Source organism: Bacillus sp. N447-1 (assembly GCF_022701035.1).
In the GTDB taxonomy this organism is placed as follows: Bacteria; Bacillota; Bacilli; order Bacillales; family Bacillaceae_G; genus Bacillus_A; species Bacillus_A cereus.
The window spans coordinates 791,478-807,637 of record NZ_CP065509.1 but is presented as its reverse complement, the minus strand read 5'-3'; the positions used below and the strand labels follow the sequence as shown (position 1 = coordinate 807,637).

The window sequence follows — 16,160 nt, the reverse complement described above, 5'->3', positions numbered from 1 at the left end:
TAAAGGAGAGTTTACATGATAGAAAGTAAAGTTGTAGATTCTATTCCAACTTTGAATGAGAATGATTGTCAAATATGGTGGGCAAGAATTTCGGATTTACAATCATGGCATTACAATTTACTAAATGATATAGAGCGAGAGAAAGCAAATTCGTATCATCATTCGGCAGATCGAGCTCGTTTTATAATAGGTTGCGTAATAAGTAGATTAGTTCTCGGTAAGATACTTTCTATGTCACCAGTCCAAGTACCAATTGATCGAATGTGCTCAGTATGTAAAGTGCAGCATGGAAGACCACAATTACCAGAAGGTATGCCGCAATTATCCGTTTCGCATTCAGGTGAGTGGGTTGTCGTTGCTTTTACAAAATCTGCACCTGTTGGCATAGATGTAGAACAAATGAATCCAAATGTAGATGTTATGAAAATGGCAGAAGGTGTATTAACAGACATTGAAATAGCGCAAGTTATGAAACTGCCAAATGAACAGAAAATAGAAGGATTTTTAACATATTGGACTCGAAAAGAAGCGGTGCTGAAAGCGACAGGTGAAGGACTAATGATTCCGCCAGTACATATTACAGTATCAGCTCCAAATGATCCTCCAAACTTGTTGGTTTTTAAGGATAGACAAGAGTTATTAAATAATACAATGATGGAAGATGTAAAGCCTAGTTTAGATTATAGGGCCTCTGTTGCAATATTCAGTAAGGAAGTAACTGAAATTACGCAATTAGATGCGGCAGCACTTTTAAATCTTAAATAAAAAAATTATAGAAGAGGTGTTCCTCATGTTAGTAGCGGAAAATAGAAAGAATGAATTCACTTATAACGTACAAGCAATTAAAAATATTTTATTTTCTGGAGATACATCATCCATTCATGCTTTAGAAAAGCTTTTAAATGATACAGTTCAGTTTGATGTTCTTGAACAAGAGGCACTTGGTAGACAGTACATTCCGAAAGAAGCAAAGAATTTCTTTGATAAAGATGGAACATTTCTTTACCGTGTATCTAATGTTAGTTATAAAGGCAAGGTGTTATCTGAAAATCTAATTTTTGCAGACACTTCGTTTTTACCGGACGCAATAAAGAGTGAATTAGAGAGTGGAAATATTCCTGTTGAAAAGCTTATAGAAAAGATGGAAGTAAGAAGAAATGTATTATATGAAGGATATCAGCCATCTGGAAATATTATCGAATTGTTTGATGGATGTTCTGTTACAGCGAATGTGTATCCAACTAGAAAGTATCAAATTGTAAGTAAATGCAAATGTGTATTTTATATTTGTGAAGTGTATCATGCAGAGAATATAAAGCAATTGCTTAAATAAAAACAAGAAACCAGCCTATAAAATGGCTGGTTTCTTGTTTATTTAACAGCTTCTTTTAATTCTTTACCTGCTTTAAATGCAGGAACTTTACCAGCGGCGATTTGAATTTCTTCGCCAGTTTGCGGATTACGTCCTGTACGAGCAGATCTTTCGCGCACTTCAAAAGTTCCAAAACCGATTAGTTGAACTTTATCTCCAGATTGTAATGCATTAGCAATTGTGTCAAATACGGATTGTACAGCTGCAGAAGCGTCCTTTTGAGAAATATCAGCTGATTGAGCTACGTTTTTAATTAATTCTGTTTTGTTCATGTTTTCACCTCATAAAAAAATTTTTGGAATGAATGTTTTAGTATAATAGATAGTAAAGATAAAGCTATCACTATGATTAGATAGAATACTATATAATTATGTTAATTTCGTTGCAAGAGACTGAATCCCTTCTATTATTTAGGGATTAATTAAGAATCGATGCATATAAAAAGCTTTAGTATGAGGATGAGGGGGAGTATATGAATGATTTTTCGTGAAAAAAATGAGAAGGAAAGTATATTAATTCGTCAACATGACCATGGTTTTTTAGCTGGAGAGATTGCAAAACATATAAAAGAAGACTTTTTTGAAAGTAAAACATATTTAAAAGAAACAGTTGATGCAATATATGAGCATGACAGAGGATGGATAGAGCTTGATAAAGTACCAATTTTGAATGATGCTAAAAATATTCCATATACATTTATGGATTGTCCAAGCCCATTACGTTTTGTTTTTTATACGATTGGTTTGAATGAAATTGAAAATTCTAATCCATACGGGGCATTGCTTTGTAGTAAACATTTTTTATCATTTCCACTAAACGAGGAAGATGAAGAGATGATGTCATTTTATAAACATGAATTAGAACGACAAAAAAGAATCTTGAAAACGTTAACAAAAGAACAGTTTGCGATGTTCGATAAACATTATAAATTATTAAAGTTTTGTGATGAACTTTCTTTATACGTATGTATGAATAAGTCTGGTGTCAAAAAGAAAGATGAAATTGATTTATTTAAAGATGGTTTTGAAGGAACAGAAATGTTTAATAGTGAAGAGGAGAAACTTATTCAAGCTGAATGGGTGGACGAGGAAACAATTCGGATTACACCATTTCCATTTCAAACGGAATTTTATACGTATGTAAAATATAAAACGATAAATAAGCATGAAATGAAAGAAAAAGGGATTGCAAAGGTTGATAGAGAATCAGAAATGAAGAAACAAACCATTCGTTTCATACAATAAGGAGGTAATATAAATTGAAAGATTATATATTAAAACAGTGTGATTATCATGCTTGGGCCAATACAAGATTATTCAATCGATTAAAAGAGTTACCAAACTATGAGACGATTTTTAATGAGCAGATACAGAGTGTATTTCCATCCATTAAGGATACTTTTGTGCATATTTATATTACAGATCAAGTGTGGTTACATATATTGCATGGTAAAAGTATGAATGAAGCAATACAAGACCGAGAAGATTTACGAAAACAAATTGAAACTAAATCGTTACATGAATTAGAAAAAATGTTTGAAAACATGGCAAATCAATATAAAGATTTTTTAATTACAATACAAGATGTGAATGCTGTATTTGTTATTGAGAATCCATATGTAGGGAAATTAGAAACTTCGATTTTAGAATTAGTGCAACATGTCGTAAATCATGGTACATATCATAGAGGAAATATAACAGCGATGATCCGTCAACTTGGTCATTCGTCGACAATGATGGATTTTGTACTGTATTTACATATGGTTAAAAAGCAGGGAGAGTAATATAGTTTGTAAGAAGGAGAGGCTTTAATTATAGAAGTCTCTCCTTCTATTTTATTCCGCATTCATGGTAGATCGACTGATTAAAGTTTTCTTAAGAAGCTTTATTTTCTTGTAATTGCTTAGCATATTGTACAGCCTTATATGCATTGACTCTACCGTTTTTCCAGTACGTACCTGTACCACTAATTTTATCAGAAGTTGACTCAATAATTTGGCGAATTTGTGTATTACTATATCCTTGATTTGCTAAAAGAGCAGCGACTCCTGCAACATGAGGTGTTGCCATAGATGTACCACTTAATGATTGATACGTGCTTCCTTTATATGTTGAATATATATTTGAACCTGGTGCTGCAACATCTACCCAGCTACCATAAGTAGAGAATGAAGATTTTCTATCTGATTGATCTGTAGAACCAACTGCAATTACTTCGCTGTAATAAGCAGGGTAATTAGCTTTTGTATTTCCAGCATTTCCAGCAGCTGCAACTATAACAGAGCCTTTATTCCATGCATATTGAACGGCTTGTTGTAATGCAGTACCACCATTTGGAGCTCCTAAACTTAAACTAATTACTTTTGCACCCGAATCAGCAGCTTCTCGAATACCTTGCGCTACAGCATCAAGAGTACCACTTCCTTGATTATCTAATACGCGGACAGCATAAATTGAAGTTTGTGGGGCAACACCAGCAATTCCGACGCTGTTATTCGTAAGTGCTCCAGTAATTCCAGCGCAATGTGTACCATGACCATTACCATCATCAGATGTATTGTCGTTATCAACATAATCATGCCCGTAAATTACTTTCGAAGCCAGATCAGGGTGTGAGCCTTGAACTCCTGTATCAATAATAGCTACTTTTACACCAGGATCACTTCGTTGGCTATCCCAAGCTTGTGGAGCTTGAATCTTTTGTAATCCATATTGATTATTAAAATATGGGTCGTTTGGAGTCCAAAAGGCGTGAACGTAATAATTTGGTTCTGCATATTCCACATCTGGATTATTTTTATAACTCTTTATTTTTTCTTTTACAGTACCTTTTGAAAATTGTACGACTTCAAAACCTAACTTATCATCTTTAGATAAGACATTAGCTCCGACAGATTTATGAAAAGATTGCACATTACTTAAAGATGCATTTTGTTTGAACTTAACGATTAATTGGTTAGGAACGTAATCAGTAGATGATGTTTCAGCACTTGAAGTATTCGTGTTAAAGAAGAAACCACCAATAATAAATGATAAAACAGATAGGAAAACAATGATTTTGTTTTTCAAAAGATTTTTCCTCCCTTTTCTTGGATGAGTTTTTCAGCGACACTTTAATGGCGCATTCCTTTTCAACTATATAGTTAGACCATACGATTTATGACATTTATGTGAAAAACTTTTGAAGGAATAAAAAGGAGTAAATATTGATATAAATATATTTTTAATGATAGTAATTAAGTAAAAGAGGGGATGAAAAAAGGAATGCTCATCATGTATGAGTCATTCCTTTTTTCATAGATTAACTTGCCTGTTTTTTATTATTTTCTTTCAATTTCTCTGCTTGTAAAAAGCGATTCGTTTCAGCAACAACAATACTACTTAATCCAATCAAACCAATCAAGTTTGGAATTGCCATAAGTCCATTTGCAATATCAGCAAATGTCCATACGATTCCTAGCTTTAAATTAGCACCAATTGCAATCATGAAAATAAAGATTGCTTTATAATATTTAACTGCACTTTCTCCGAATAAATAAGCTACACATTTTTCTCCATAATACGACCAGCCTAAAATAGTAGAGTAGGCAAATAAAATAATTGCGATACCGAGAATCATACTACCAGCAGTACCGAATACAGATTGGAATGCAAGTGTTGTAGCTTCAACACCAGTTTTACCTGATTTCCAAGCGCCTGTAGTAATTAATACTAGTCCTGTAATTGTACATACAATAAACGTATCTAGAAAAGTACCAGTCATTGAAACTAAAGCTTGCTTTGCAGGCGAATCGGTTTTTGCCGCCGCCGCCGCAATTGGTGCACTCCCTAAACCAGCTTCGTTCGCAAATACACCACGCGCCATTCCGATTTGGATAGCTGATGCAACTGTTGCCCCAATAAAACCACCAGCAGCTGCTGTACCATTAAATGCACCAGAAAAAATAAGTGAAAATGCTTCTGGAATTTGGTCGTAGTGATAGAAAATAATTATAAGACCAGCAATTATATAAAAGAAAGCTTTAATAGGAACGACATATCCCGTCACTTTCCCGATTTTTTTTACACCGCCTAAAATAACAATTGCGATTAAAAATGACATTACTATACCAGTTAAAGCAGGAGGGAAAGAGAAATTAATTCGCATTGCCTCTGCAACTGAGTTAGATTGCACCATATTACCAATACCGAAAGAAGCAGTTGTACCAAATATAGCGAATAATATAGCAAGCCATTTCTTACCTAAACCACGCTCTAAATAATACATTGGTCCACCTGAATATTCACCATTTTCATTACTAACACGGTATTTCACTGCAAGTATTGCCTCTGCATACTTTGTTGCCATACCGAATAAAGCGGTAATCCACATCCAAAATATTGCACCAGGACCACCAATTGTAACCGCTGTTGCAACACCGGCTATATTACCCATACCAATCGTTGCGGCCATAGCTGTCATGAGTGCTTGGAAGTGACTAATATCTCCAGAAGAAGAAGTATCTTCTGATTTTTTAAACGCTAGTTTGTGAGCGTATAATAGTTTACTAAACTGTAAACCTTTCAAACGCACTGTGAGAATGATACCTGTTCCAACGAGTAGCAACAAAGTTGGTAATCCCCACACGTATTGATTTAGTTGTTCTAATACTTTACTTACTGTCTCCATCTTTATTCTCCTTTTTTAGAAAAAATAAAAACCACTTCAAGTAAATGAAATGGTCTCTGGAGAAACAAGGGATAGAAAAATAAACCGATACAATCGGCTTTTTCTTTCGCTTGTCTCTGTCCTTTTACCTGAGAGATTATCCGCTAAAGTAGCGGATTTGCTCCTTCGGTGCTCGTTTTCCTCCGCGCTCTATGAAAGCGAGAGGGAGTCTCTCCAGAGATTCGTCCCCATGCAGTTCTACTTGTAACCAAGACCTGAGAGTTTCAAAGCTGGTATAACAACTTTTTGCCCCGTCGGTAGATCAATAGACCTTCTCCTGAATGGTTCATCCGAATTATAAAATTTATAAACACATTGATTGTAAATCAATAAAAATATTATAGACATACAAATTGTGAATTGCAATCATTTTTTATTTTAAAATAGTAAATAGTTTTATTTTTTTGTAAGTCCTAATTTATCTTCAACTTCATTTAAAGTAGATAAAGCGATGACAATATGTTGATCCGCAAGTCCTAAAGCTTGTTTTGTTTTTTCAATAGTTTCATTGGTTGGAGTAGAGTTATTTGCTCCGTCTATAATCAAATTTGCTGCATTTTTCATGAAATTTGATGCGGATTTAAACTGAGTTGTGAATTGAAGTAGTTGTTTTTGTATATCTATATCTGTTATGTTTTCTTCAATTTTAAGCGTGTCTATTTCGTTCATAATTGTTTCGTACTGTTTGGAAACAGCACTCATTGTAACTAATAGTTTATTTCGATCTACTGAATCTCCATTCGTGTTAATCTCTTCCCAGGCAGGTAACCAATCTTTTTCGATGATGTCATTATAATGAGTAGTCAATTCATGAATTTTAGGTTGTAATTTCGTTTTGAAAGTTTTTGTCTCCGCTGTTTCTACAGTTGCTTTTTCGTTGTTATTTTTAACATTAGTAACATAGAAAATCGTACCGAAAATGATGAAAATAGAAATAACAACTGTCCATTTAGTAAAAAGTAATTTCTGCAATATGTAACGCCTCCAAAATTTAAAAACTTATAATTATAATATATAACAATAATGTTGTTTAAAGTAGAGAAAATAGGTTAGAAATAATTTAAATTATGACTTTTCTATACACGAATAATTAAATTTAGTAAAATGATGAAAGCTATATGCGAGAAAAGAGGGTTTTTAGTGAAAATGAATAGAAGAAAACTGGTTTTAAGTATTTCAATGGCTATGTTATTAGTTGGTTTATTTGCACTCATATATGTAGACAAAGAATCTAAAATTAAAGATTTTCCAGTGCCAATGTCAGCAATCCATATTAACGATGATAATGAAGAGGACTATCAATATATAAGTGTAATGCCTATTACAAAAGCAAATGGATGGGAGAACTTAGGGGAAAACGGGCATACTGTTAGTTTTAAAAAAGGGGAGCGGAAGGTAACTGTATTACATTATCCAGGAGAAATTACGTATTATTTATTTGAAAAATAATTGATGATAAGAGAGATAGGGAGTAGATGATAATGTAGGATTGTTTACTTTCTATCTTTTTCGGATTTTAATTCTGAATTGTTTGAATTAAAAATATTATGCATATAGAATAAAATAGTATATTTTATTGAATGATATAAATAGCGATACATAATTATATTATGTAAACTATAACTGGGATAAGAAAACAAAGTAAGAGATTTTAATTTTTATATTTTAGATGTATTTTTACACGGTAAGTATTCTCGTAATCAACTTACAACATTTACGGAGGGCATCAAATTTTGATTAAGTAATGGAGCTGATAACAAAAAAATTAATGTTTGTGTATATGGAAAAATAGAAAGTATGGCGAGTGGGAAATGGATCGAATCATAAGGGGGAATTAAAAATGTTACTAAAAACAATCTACTGTAAGGTGGAAGAAGAGAAAAAGAAATTGTTTTCAAATGCGCAAGAAAAATGGAGTGATATACGGCATCTAGATGGTTTTCATGGACAATTTGGTGGATGGTATGAAGATGAGGCATGTGTATTTACTTTATGGGAAGATAGAAGTACATATCAATCATTTATGAATGGTGCTCACGATACAATTTATGTAAATAGTAATCAAGAGGATACGTTTCTTTCGTGTGAAATTGAATTATTTCAAACGTTGTATGATATAACTGATACGCATTTGAAAGACGTTGTTACAGAAGGATCATTCGTAAGAGTTGCTATATGTGATGTAAAGGTGGAAAAGGAAAAGTATTTTTTACAGAAGCAAGAAACAATTTGGAATAAAGGAATGGAAAAAGCAAAAGGAATGTTAGGTGGAGTAGTTGGGAAGTCTTTAAAAAATGAAAATCGTTACATAGTGTTAACGTATTGGAAAGATGAACAGACGCATCAACATTATGTGGAAGAGATTTTCCCAGATTTATATAAATTAGCTAATATTCATGAAGATATAGAAGAGATAAAAGGAAAACAAGCTGTATGTAAGGAAGAATGGCTTGTATATTAAACGCTGAAAAAGTGTATAAATGAATGTATAATAAAGATATTTTCTTATAAACAAGTAATTAATAGAAGACGTTATATACCCTTTCATGTTAATATATTTAAGTTATAATAGGAGGCTTACCCTTTTGTATTGTACGGTAGAAGCAGTGTGAGCTTGAAATTTTTTTAGAAAAGGATGTGCCTAATTTGCGTATCAATAAATTTATTAGTGAAGCTGGAAAAGCGTCTCGACGTGGAGCGGATAAACTAATTAATGAGAGAAGAGTAATTATTAACGGTAAGGTTGCAAAAATTGGTGACCAAGTGAACCCAGGTGATGATGTACGAGTAAATGGAGAGCAGCTTCGAATTGCTCGAGATCACGTATATATCGCTTTAAATAAACCAGTAGGTATTACATGTACGAGTGAAAAATCAGTAAAAGGTAATATTATCGATTTAGTGAACCATCCTTTACGAATTAGTCACATTGGACGTCTTGATAAAGACTCAGACGGTTTAATTTTGTTAACGAATGATGGTGATATTGTTAATGAAATTTTACGTGCTGAAAACAAACATGAGAAAGAATATATCGTTTCAGTAGATAAGCCAATTACACCTGATTTCTTAGAGAAAATGGCAGCGGGTGTTAAAATTTTAGGAACAAAAACGCTTCCTTGTGAGGTTACACAGTTATCAAAATATGAGTTCCAAATTATTTTAACACAAGGGCTAAATCGTCAAATTCGCCGTATGTGTGAAGCTTTAGGTTATCAAGTATACACGTTAAAACGTACGAGAATTATGAATATTGAATTGAATAATTTACCGGTTGGGCAGTGGAGAGATTTAACAAAGAAAGAGAAAAGACGTCTATTTGCAGACTTAAATTACGAACCACAAGATTGGTAAAATTGTGAAGTGAAACCAAAAAAATTTGGTTTCACTTTTTTAATTAAATAAATAATTTTTTTAAACACTTGCAAAAATAAAATGAATAAGATATATTAAATAACAATAAATGGATGTTTTACAAAAAGCAAAGAAAAGGACACGAGTTATTTTACCCGGTTATACAGAGAAGGAAGGAAAGCTGAGAACTTCCTAACGCAGAAAAATAACTTACCACCTTAGAGCTGCACTAGGGAAATTAAGTATCTAGTGCCGTGTATGCGACGTTATCGCAAAAGAAGCCATTATGTTTTTTGTGATGGGAATCTGGGTGGAACCACGGATATAAGCATATTCGTCCCTATATTTAGGGATGAATATGCTTTTTTGCATTAAATTTCATAATAAGCGAAGAAAAGGACACGAGTTATTTTACCCGGTTATACAGAGAAGGAAGGAAAGCTGAGAACTTCCTAACGCAGAAAAATAACTTACCACCTTAGAGCTGCACTGGGGAAATTAAGTATCTAGTGCCGTATAAACGACGTTACCGTAAAAGAAGCCATTGCATTTTGTGATGGGAATCTGGGTGGAACCACGGGTAAAAGCACGCTCGTCCCTATGTTAGGGATGAGTGTGCTTTTTATTATGAAATGGAGAGATGAAAAATGAAAGAACAAATGATTGAAATTAAATTTCCAGATGGTAGCGTGAAAGAATTTGTAAAAGGAATTACTTTAGAAGAAATTGCGGGATCCATTAGCAGTAGTTTGAAAAAGAAAGCAGTCGCCGGGAAAGTGAATGATGGGTTATATGATTTACGCCGAAATATTGAAGAAAATGCGGAAGTAGAAATCATTACTATAGATTCAAATGAAGGTGTAGAAATTACAAGACACTCTGCGGCACATATTTTAGCGCAAGCTGTAAAAAGAATGTATGGTGATATAAATCTTGGGGTGGGGCCTGTTATTGAAAATGGATTTTATTATGATATGGATCTTCCAAGTAGTGTAAACGTAGAAGAATTACGAAAAATCGAAAAAGAAATGAAAAAGATTATAAATGAAAATATAAAGATAGAACGAGTTGAGGTTTCTCGAGAAGAAGCAGCAAAACTGTTTCAAGAAATGAACGATTGCTTGAAATTAGAACTTTTAGAAGCAATTCCTAGTGGGGAAAGTGTAACACTATATAAACAAGGTGAATTTGTAGATTTATGTAGAGGGCCACATTTACCATTTACAGGTTATTTGAAAGCATTTCAATTAACTCACGTTTCCGGTGCATATTGGCGAGGTGATAGTAATAACCAAGTGCTTCAGCGCATATATGGTGTTGCATTCTCTTCTCAAAAAGAATTAGAAGAGTATTTACATTTCGTTGAAGAAGCAGCAAAAAGAAATCATCGTAAGTTAGGCAGTGAGCTTGAGTTATTTATGTTTTCTGAAGAGGCTCCGGGAATGCCGTTTTATTTACCGAAAGGACAAATGATTCGTAACGAATTGGAAGCATTTTTAAGAGAAATTCAAAAAGAGTACAATTATCAAGAAGTACGCACTCCGTTCATGATGAACCAAGAAGTATGGGAGAGATCAGGGCACTGGGGACATTATAAAGATAATATGTATTTCTCTGAAGTAGATAATAAAAGTTTTGCATTAAAACCGATGAACTGCCCAGGGCACATGCTTATGTTTAAAAATAAATTGCATTCTTATCGTGAATTACCGATTCGTATGTGTGAATTTGGTCAAGTACATCGCCATGAATTTAGTGGTGCCTTAAACGGATTATTAAGAGTACGTACTTTCTGCCAAGATGATGCACATTTATTTGTAACTCCAAAACAAATTGAAGATGAAATTAAATCAGTAATGGCGCAAATTGATTACGTATATAAAACTTTTGGATTCGAATATGAAGTAGAGCTTTCTACTCGTCCAGAAGACTCAATGGGTGATGATAAATTATGGGAGCAAGCAGAAGCAGCATTAGAAAATGTATTACAATCGCTAAATTATAAATATAGACTAAATGAAGGTGACGGTGCATTTTACGGGCCGAAAATTGATTTTCATATTAAAGATGCTTTAAATAGAAGTCACCAGTGCGGAACAATCCAGCTTGATTTCCAAATGCCAGAGAAATTTGATTTAAATTATATAGATGAAAATAATGAAAAGAAAAGACCAGTTGTTATTCACAGGGCAGTTTTAGGGTCATTAGATCGCTTCTTAGCAATATTAATTGAGCACTTTGGAGGTGCGTTCCCGGCATGGGTGGCACCAGTTCAAGTGAAAGTAATTCCAGTTTCAAATGCAGTACATGAACAATATGCCAATGAGATTGCACTTAAATTAGCACAAGCTGGAGTTCGTGTTGAACAAGATGCACGAGATGAAAAATTAGGATATAAAATAAGAGAAGCACAAATGCAAAAAGTGCCGTATGTTCTTGTTATTGGAGATAAGGAAATGGAAAACGGAGCTGTAAATGTACGTAAATATGGGGAAGAGAAGTCAGAAGTTATTGCACTAGATGTATTTGTGGCAACTATTGAAGAAGAAATAAAGAATAGAAAATATTGATTGTAAAGAAAACACACTATTAGAAATTAGTGTGTTTTCTTTTTTATCTTACAAAAATGTAAGGTAAATGTAAGCGAAATCGAGGGAACGAGTTGTAGAAAAATGAGAATATGAAGTAGGAAATAGGTTCATGTTACAGGTGTAACTCTTATTGAATGAATAATTAAAAAAATCTTAAGGATTTACATGACAAAATAATAAGAAATATGTGAGAAATTAATTTTATACAAAAGGGATGGAGTGAAAGAGATGTCAACAAATGTAGTTACTGTAGAAAGTGTAGAAAAAACGTATGGAAAAAGAAATGAGAATCAGTCAAAAGCATTAAGGGGTGTATCGTTAAGTATTAAAGAAGGAGAATTTGTCGGGATTATGGGTCCTTCTGGGTCTGGAAAAACGACTTTACTTAATGTGATAAGTACACTTGACCAAGCGACAGGTGGTAGTGTGACGATAGCTGGTACAAATATTACTTCTATGAAGGGCAATGCGTTATCTGATTTTCGCTCTCAAAAATTAGGTTTCATTTTTCAAGATTTTAATCTACTAGAAAACTTATCAATTTATGAAAATATAGCTTTACCACTTTCTCTGCAAGGCGTACCATCAAGTGAGATTACTGGAAAGGTAAATGACGTTGCGAAGAAATTAGGAATTACTGAAATTTTAACAAAATATCCAACTGCTGTTTCTGGTGGACAAAAGCAAAGAACAGCGGCGGCAAGAGCTTTAGTACATAATCCAGCAATTGTATTAGCAGATGAACCGACAGGTGCGCTTGATAGTAAAAACGCAAAAAGTTTATTAGAAGCAATGCAAGATTTACATGAAAATCACAATGTAAGTATTTTGATGGTTACACATGATGCATTTAGTGCAAGTTATTGTGAGCGTATTTTATTTATTCAAGATGGTCTTCTTTATAAAGAATTAAATCGTCAAGGCACTAGAGAGAATTTCTATCAAGACATTTTAGGTGTGCTCGCTCATATGGGCTCAGCTGCTGAGTCTAAGTAGGGGGCGAAACTATGTTATTTAAATTATCACGTCATAGTATGAAAAAAATGTTAAAAGATTATATGGTTTTACTTATTGGCCTCGTTATTAGTATTAGTATTTTCTATATGTTCCAAACGATGGCGATGAATAGCGAATTTACGAAAGATAATAGCCTAATTAGTAGTATTAGACTCGTCTTTTGGGTAGGTGCAATACTATTATCTTTCATTACTGTATTTTATATTATATATGCCAACTCTTTCTTACTCACGTTAAGAAGAAAAGAACTCGGTATGTACATGATGCTTGGTGCAAAAAAGAAAAAAGTAGCACAGTTATTATTTATTGAAACATTCGGTATGGGTATTGTCAGTATTATTATCGGTATTTTAGTAGGGATGTTACTTGCAAGTGTAGCAGGAAATTTTTTAATGAATGGAATGGAAATTTCAGCAAAAGGTAGTTATGCATCTGTATACACACCAGCAATTTTAGTTACAGCTATTTTCTTCTTAATACTATTTTTCATTACTGGCTTAATGAACAGTGTCCGATTGTTACGTAAAACTGAACTAGAGTTAATTCGTGAAGATGAAACACTAGATGAAGTGAAGAAAAGTAAAACTCGCATTATTATAATGACAGTACTTGGTGTATTACTAGTAAGTATAGGGTACTATTTTATGATCAATGTAAAAATATATGCTGAATTAGGTTTTATTATAGCAACCATCGTTACAACACTTGGAACATATTTTACCTTTAGTTCATTACTCCCATTTTTTGTGATGAAAATTAAGGGGAATAAAAAACGAAATGAAACTGGTCTAAATAGTTTTACATATGCACAGCTACGCTTTCGAGTAAATAGTTTATCGAGAGTATTAGGTACTGTAGCGATGTTAATTGCATTAGGCGCAGGTGCGATGACGGCAGGTATGGCTTTCCAAAAAAATGTAGGTATTATGACAGACTTTTCTCGTGTATATGATGTTGTAATTCATGATCCGAATGATCAAGACAAAGCTGCCTTAAAAGAAATGGAAATTGTTGAAGAAAGCAAGTACAAATATAAAGTAGATGGAGAAGCCGTTTATTATTTACGTAACGACTTAACTGCGAAACCACCACTTGTTTCAGACCATTTTGATACAAAAACGTTAAAAGAGCCTGTTCGTAAACGTGTGACTGAACCTTTAACAGAACCTGTATATTCAGCTTTAGAGGCTCCTGAATTAGCAAAATTCCCTCGTATGCCAAAGGATTGGGAAGACGCAGTTGTAAGAGAGATACAAATTACGCATAATCAATTTAACGGAAAACCAGTAAGAATTGCAGACGAAGAGCATTATAAAGGAATTCAAGGAACAGAACACACTGTAACATTAGCAAAAGTAGATGATATGAAAAAATATAAACCGTTATTAATCGAAATAGACAAGAGACAAAAAGCACAAATTGAAAAAGCAACAGGTGAAAAGGTAGACTTATTTACGAAAATGACAATTTATCAGTTTATGAACAGCTTCATGAGCGGAACAATGTTTATGGGATTTTTCCTCGGAATTGCCTTTTTAGCAATGATGGCAAGTTCCCTTATGTTCAAGATATTAACAGGTGCTTCTCGCGACATACGCCGTTATGAAATGTTACGAAAAATTGGTGTGAGACGCAGTATGCTAACGAAAAGTATATATAAAGAAATTTCATATTTATTTATCTTCCCAGCAATCATTGGCATTTCTCACGTTTTAGTAGGGCTTAACTTATTCAGCTTTATATTAGTTGACCCGTTTGTAAAAGTGTGGGTGCCAATTGGGATATTCTTAATCATTTATTTCATCTATTACTGGATAACTGTTCAACTTTATAAAGGTATGGTAATGCCGAAAGAAGAGGTAGCTAAATAGTTTATCCCGCTATTTGCCGGGCAATAAGACTCCACCTCAAAATTCAGCGGAAGCAAAGAAGTTAGGTGGGGCCCTGCTGCCCGTAAAAGCCCGAATGATTAAAGTTTCACTTTATGAAAAGAGTCCTTGTTTTGAAAATAGAGACTCTTTTTTATGTTTTTTACAAATAACGAAAATATTAGATGATGGTCAAAAAATATAATATAACTTCTAATAAATGACTAAAATAATAATGTTTTGTCGAGAGAAACGATACGAAGTATGAAAGAAATACTACAGTTATTTCAAAACAAAGTATATGCATGTTTTTTCTAGGGAGCTATAGAGAAATAGAAAGAATAAAAAAGATAGCTGAAGACAAATTGTTTTCAGCTATCTTTTTTGTTTAATTTAGTGATGTCCAGCTAGTAGAGTAAATGCTATTATTAGGAGAAAACCACTAGTTGCCCATATTAGAAATGTAAGGAAAGAGAGCTGTTTCTTAGCTTTCCAAAGCATTTCATGAATTGTGACATAGCCAAGTGAACCGATAGCACTTCCCATAATGAGTCCTTGCAGGTGAAGAGCTTTTCCTTCCATCAAAATGCCAAAAACTGTGCCAGTACCGAGAATAAGAGAAAGTAATAAAGTTGTTAATAAAAAGGAAACATATTTATGCTTTGTAAAGAGAAAGGGGATAATTAATGCTAAGCCTTCAGGAATATGGTGAACGACGATTGCTATTAAAAAGGGAATGGCAGAGTCATTATGATTTATAAAAGCTGTACCTAACGCAAATCCACTAGGTATATTATGAATAAATATAGCGAAAGAGAGAAAAAGGAAGGTTTGCCATGCTTGTTGCTCTTTTTTATGTATCATTGGATGGTGACAATAGTTATCTAATAAGCTCATAACTAAAATACCGATGGCTATACCAAGTATAGGCCCAATCATTTCGTAGCTTGAAAATGTTTCAGGAATAATTTCAAGGGATAAAAGCCCAAGTAAAATTCCGCCACATAATGCGTATAAACGATGCATCTTTTCTTCAATGAGTTGGCGTGTTGCTACTCCAACAGCACCGCCTAATAGTAATCCACCAAATGAAAAAAACGTAACAATCATTGGAATCCATAATCGTTCCATAGTATCACACTCCGATTTTTCCACTTATTTTTAGCTTACGAAAAGGAAAGTTAGAATAGTCCAAGTAATTGTGTTTGAGTATAGAGAAAAAAGTAGTGATTCGTTATAATCTATATATTA

General features: G+C 33.4%; 15 protein-coding genes, 1 riboswitch and 2 other annotated features. Of the genes, 10 read left to right on the top strand and 5 right to left on the bottom strand.

All coding sequences use genetic code 11. The features are described from left to right. Positions 1 to 15 precede the first annotated feature (15 nt). Together sfp and IQ781_RS03975 are read left to right on the top strand one after the other, a co-directional pair. On the top strand, positions 16 to 765 hold the full coding sequence (gene sfp / locus IQ781_RS03980) for a 4'-phosphopantetheinyl transferase Sfp (protein WP_000573004.1): 750 nt from the start codon (positions 16 to 18) through the stop codon (positions 763 to 765). A gap of 25 nt (positions 766 to 790) precedes the next feature. Beyond that, complete coding sequence (locus IQ781_RS03975; protein ID WP_000959125.1) at positions 791 to 1,333, top strand: hypothetical protein; 543 nt, start codon at positions 791 to 793, stop codon at positions 1,331 to 1,333. 38 nt (positions 1,334 to 1,371) lie between these two features. Here the strand turns inward: IQ781_RS03975 and IQ781_RS03970 are convergent, their stop codons facing one another. Then, positions 1,372 to 1,644, bottom strand: a complete 273-nt coding sequence (locus IQ781_RS03970) for an HU family DNA-binding protein (protein WP_001043905.1) — start codon at positions 1,642 to 1,644, stop codon at positions 1,372 to 1,374. A gap of 204 nt (positions 1,645 to 1,848) precedes the next feature. On the opposite strand from IQ781_RS03970, the gene IQ781_RS03965 reads away from it, so the two are divergent. Both IQ781_RS03965 and IQ781_RS03960 read left to right on the top strand, forming a co-directional pair. Next, positions 1,849 to 2,616 (top strand): DUF3891 family protein, encoded by a 768-nt coding sequence (locus tag IQ781_RS03965; protein WP_000577297.1) that lies wholly within the window; start codon positions 1,849 to 1,851, stop codon positions 2,614 to 2,616. 14 nt (positions 2,617 to 2,630) lie between these two features. Next, entirely contained in the window at positions 2,631 to 3,155 is a 525-nt protein-coding gene (locus tag IQ781_RS03960; RefSeq protein WP_000656267.1) for a DinB family protein, read from the top strand. Between the two features lie 91 nt (positions 3,156 to 3,246). On the opposite strand, the gene IQ781_RS03955 is transcribed toward IQ781_RS03960, so the two are convergent. The 3 genes from IQ781_RS03955 to IQ781_RS03945 form a co-directional block, all read right to left on the bottom strand. Continuing rightward, positions 3,247 to 4,440 (bottom strand): S8 family peptidase, encoded by a 1,194-nt coding sequence (locus IQ781_RS03955; protein WP_000790938.1) that lies wholly within the window; start codon positions 4,438 to 4,440, stop codon positions 3,247 to 3,249. Between the two features lie 232 nt (positions 4,441 to 4,672). Beyond that, the gene (locus tag IQ781_RS03950) at positions 4,673 to 6,040 is read right to left on the bottom strand and encodes an alanine/glycine:cation symporter family protein (protein ID WP_000451037.1); all 1,368 of its coding nucleotides are present in this window, start codon (positions 6,038 to 6,040) and stop codon (positions 4,673 to 4,675) included. Positions 6,041 to 6,146: 106 nt separating this feature from the next. Beyond that, positions 6,147 to 6,267: riboswitch (glycine riboswitch) on the bottom strand. A gap of 208 nt (positions 6,268 to 6,475) precedes the next feature. Continuing rightward, entirely contained in the window at positions 6,476 to 7,051 is a 576-nt protein-coding gene (locus IQ781_RS03945; protein ID WP_001170889.1) for a hypothetical protein, read from the bottom strand. Between the two features lie 132 nt (positions 7,052 to 7,183). On the opposite strand from IQ781_RS03945, the gene IQ781_RS03940 reads away from it, so the two are divergent. From IQ781_RS03940 to IQ781_RS03915, 6 genes are all read left to right on the top strand, one after another. Beyond that, positions 7,184 to 7,528, top strand: coding sequence for a hypothetical protein (locus tag IQ781_RS03940; protein WP_139245339.1), 345 nt, complete (start codon positions 7,184 to 7,186; stop codon positions 7,526 to 7,528). 391 nt (positions 7,529 to 7,919) lie between these two features. Next, positions 7,920 to 8,540: a YdbC family protein gene (locus IQ781_RS03935; protein WP_000925180.1), complete on the top strand. Its 621-nt coding sequence runs from the start codon at positions 7,920 to 7,922 to the stop codon at positions 8,538 to 8,540. 185 nt (positions 8,541 to 8,725) lie between these two features. Beyond that, on the top strand, positions 8,726 to 9,433 hold the full coding sequence (gene rluF, locus IQ781_RS03930; RefSeq protein ID WP_001222171.1) for a 23S rRNA pseudouridine(2604) synthase RluF: 708 nt from the start codon (positions 8,726 to 8,728) through the stop codon (positions 9,431 to 9,433). Between the two features lie 121 nt (positions 9,434 to 9,554). Further along, positions 9,555 to 9,778: a binding site (T-box leader), on the top strand. A 36-nt stretch (positions 9,779 to 9,814) separates the two neighbouring features. After that, positions 9,815 to 10,036, top strand: a binding site (T-box leader). A gap of 44 nt (positions 10,037 to 10,080) precedes the next feature. Continuing rightward, entirely contained in the window at positions 10,081 to 12,003 is a 1,923-nt protein-coding gene (thrS, locus tag IQ781_RS03925) for a threonine--tRNA ligase (protein ID WP_139847278.1), read from the top strand. A gap of 249 nt (positions 12,004 to 12,252) precedes the next feature. After that, complete coding sequence (locus IQ781_RS03920) at positions 12,253 to 13,020, top strand: ABC transporter ATP-binding protein (protein WP_000106426.1); 768 nt, start codon at positions 12,253 to 12,255, stop codon at positions 13,018 to 13,020. A gap of 11 nt (positions 13,021 to 13,031) precedes the next feature. Further along, a complete protein-coding gene (locus IQ781_RS03915) occupies positions 13,032 to 14,912 on the top strand; it encodes an FtsX-like permease family protein (protein ID WP_072770352.1) in 1,881 nt (626 codons plus the stop codon). A 390-nt stretch (positions 14,913 to 15,302) separates the two neighbouring features. On the opposite strand, the gene IQ781_RS03910 is transcribed toward IQ781_RS03915, so the two are convergent. Further along, complete coding sequence (locus IQ781_RS03910; protein WP_065382123.1) at positions 15,303 to 16,040, bottom strand: ZIP family metal transporter; 738 nt, start codon at positions 16,038 to 16,040, stop codon at positions 15,303 to 15,305. Positions 16,041 to 16,160: the final 120 nt, after the last annotated feature.

What these genes read in the sequence shown, in the direction of transcription:
- sfp (WP_000573004.1), top strand. Translation starts at nt 16, where the DNA reads ATGATAGAAAGTAAAGTTGTAGATTCTATTCCAACTTTGAATGAGAAT.
- IQ781_RS03975 (WP_000959125.1), top strand. Translation starts at nt 791, where the DNA reads ATGTTAGTAGCGGAAAATAGAAAGAATGAATTCACTTATAACGTACAA.
- IQ781_RS03970 (WP_001043905.1), bottom strand. Translation starts at nt 1,644, where the DNA reads ATGAACAAAACAGAATTAATTAAAAACGTAGCTCAATCAGCTGATATT.
- IQ781_RS03965 (WP_000577297.1), top strand. Translation starts at nt 1,849, where the DNA reads ATGATTTTTCGTGAAAAAAATGAGAAGGAAAGTATATTAATTCGTCAA.
- IQ781_RS03950 (WP_000451037.1), bottom strand. Translation starts at nt 6,040, where the DNA reads ATGGAGACAGTAAGTAAAGTATTAGAACAACTAAATCAATACGTGTGG.
- IQ781_RS03940 (WP_139245339.1), top strand. Translation starts at nt 7,184, where the DNA reads ATGATGAAAGCTATATGCGAGAAAAGAGGGTTTTTAGTGAAAATGAAT.
- IQ781_RS03935 (WP_000925180.1), top strand. Translation starts at nt 7,920, where the DNA reads ATGTTACTAAAAACAATCTACTGTAAGGTGGAAGAAGAGAAAAAGAAA.
- thrS (WP_139847278.1), top strand. Translation starts at nt 10,081, where the DNA reads ATGAAAGAACAAATGATTGAAATTAAATTTCCAGATGGTAGCGTGAAA.
- IQ781_RS03920 (WP_000106426.1), top strand. Translation starts at nt 12,253, where the DNA reads ATGTCAACAAATGTAGTTACTGTAGAAAGTGTAGAAAAAACGTATGGA.
- IQ781_RS03915 (WP_072770352.1), top strand. Translation starts at nt 13,032, where the DNA reads ATGTTATTTAAATTATCACGTCATAGTATGAAAAAAATGTTAAAAGAT.
- IQ781_RS03910 (WP_065382123.1), bottom strand. Translation starts at nt 16,040, where the DNA reads ATGGAACGATTATGGATTCCAATGATTGTTACGTTTTTTTCATTTGGT.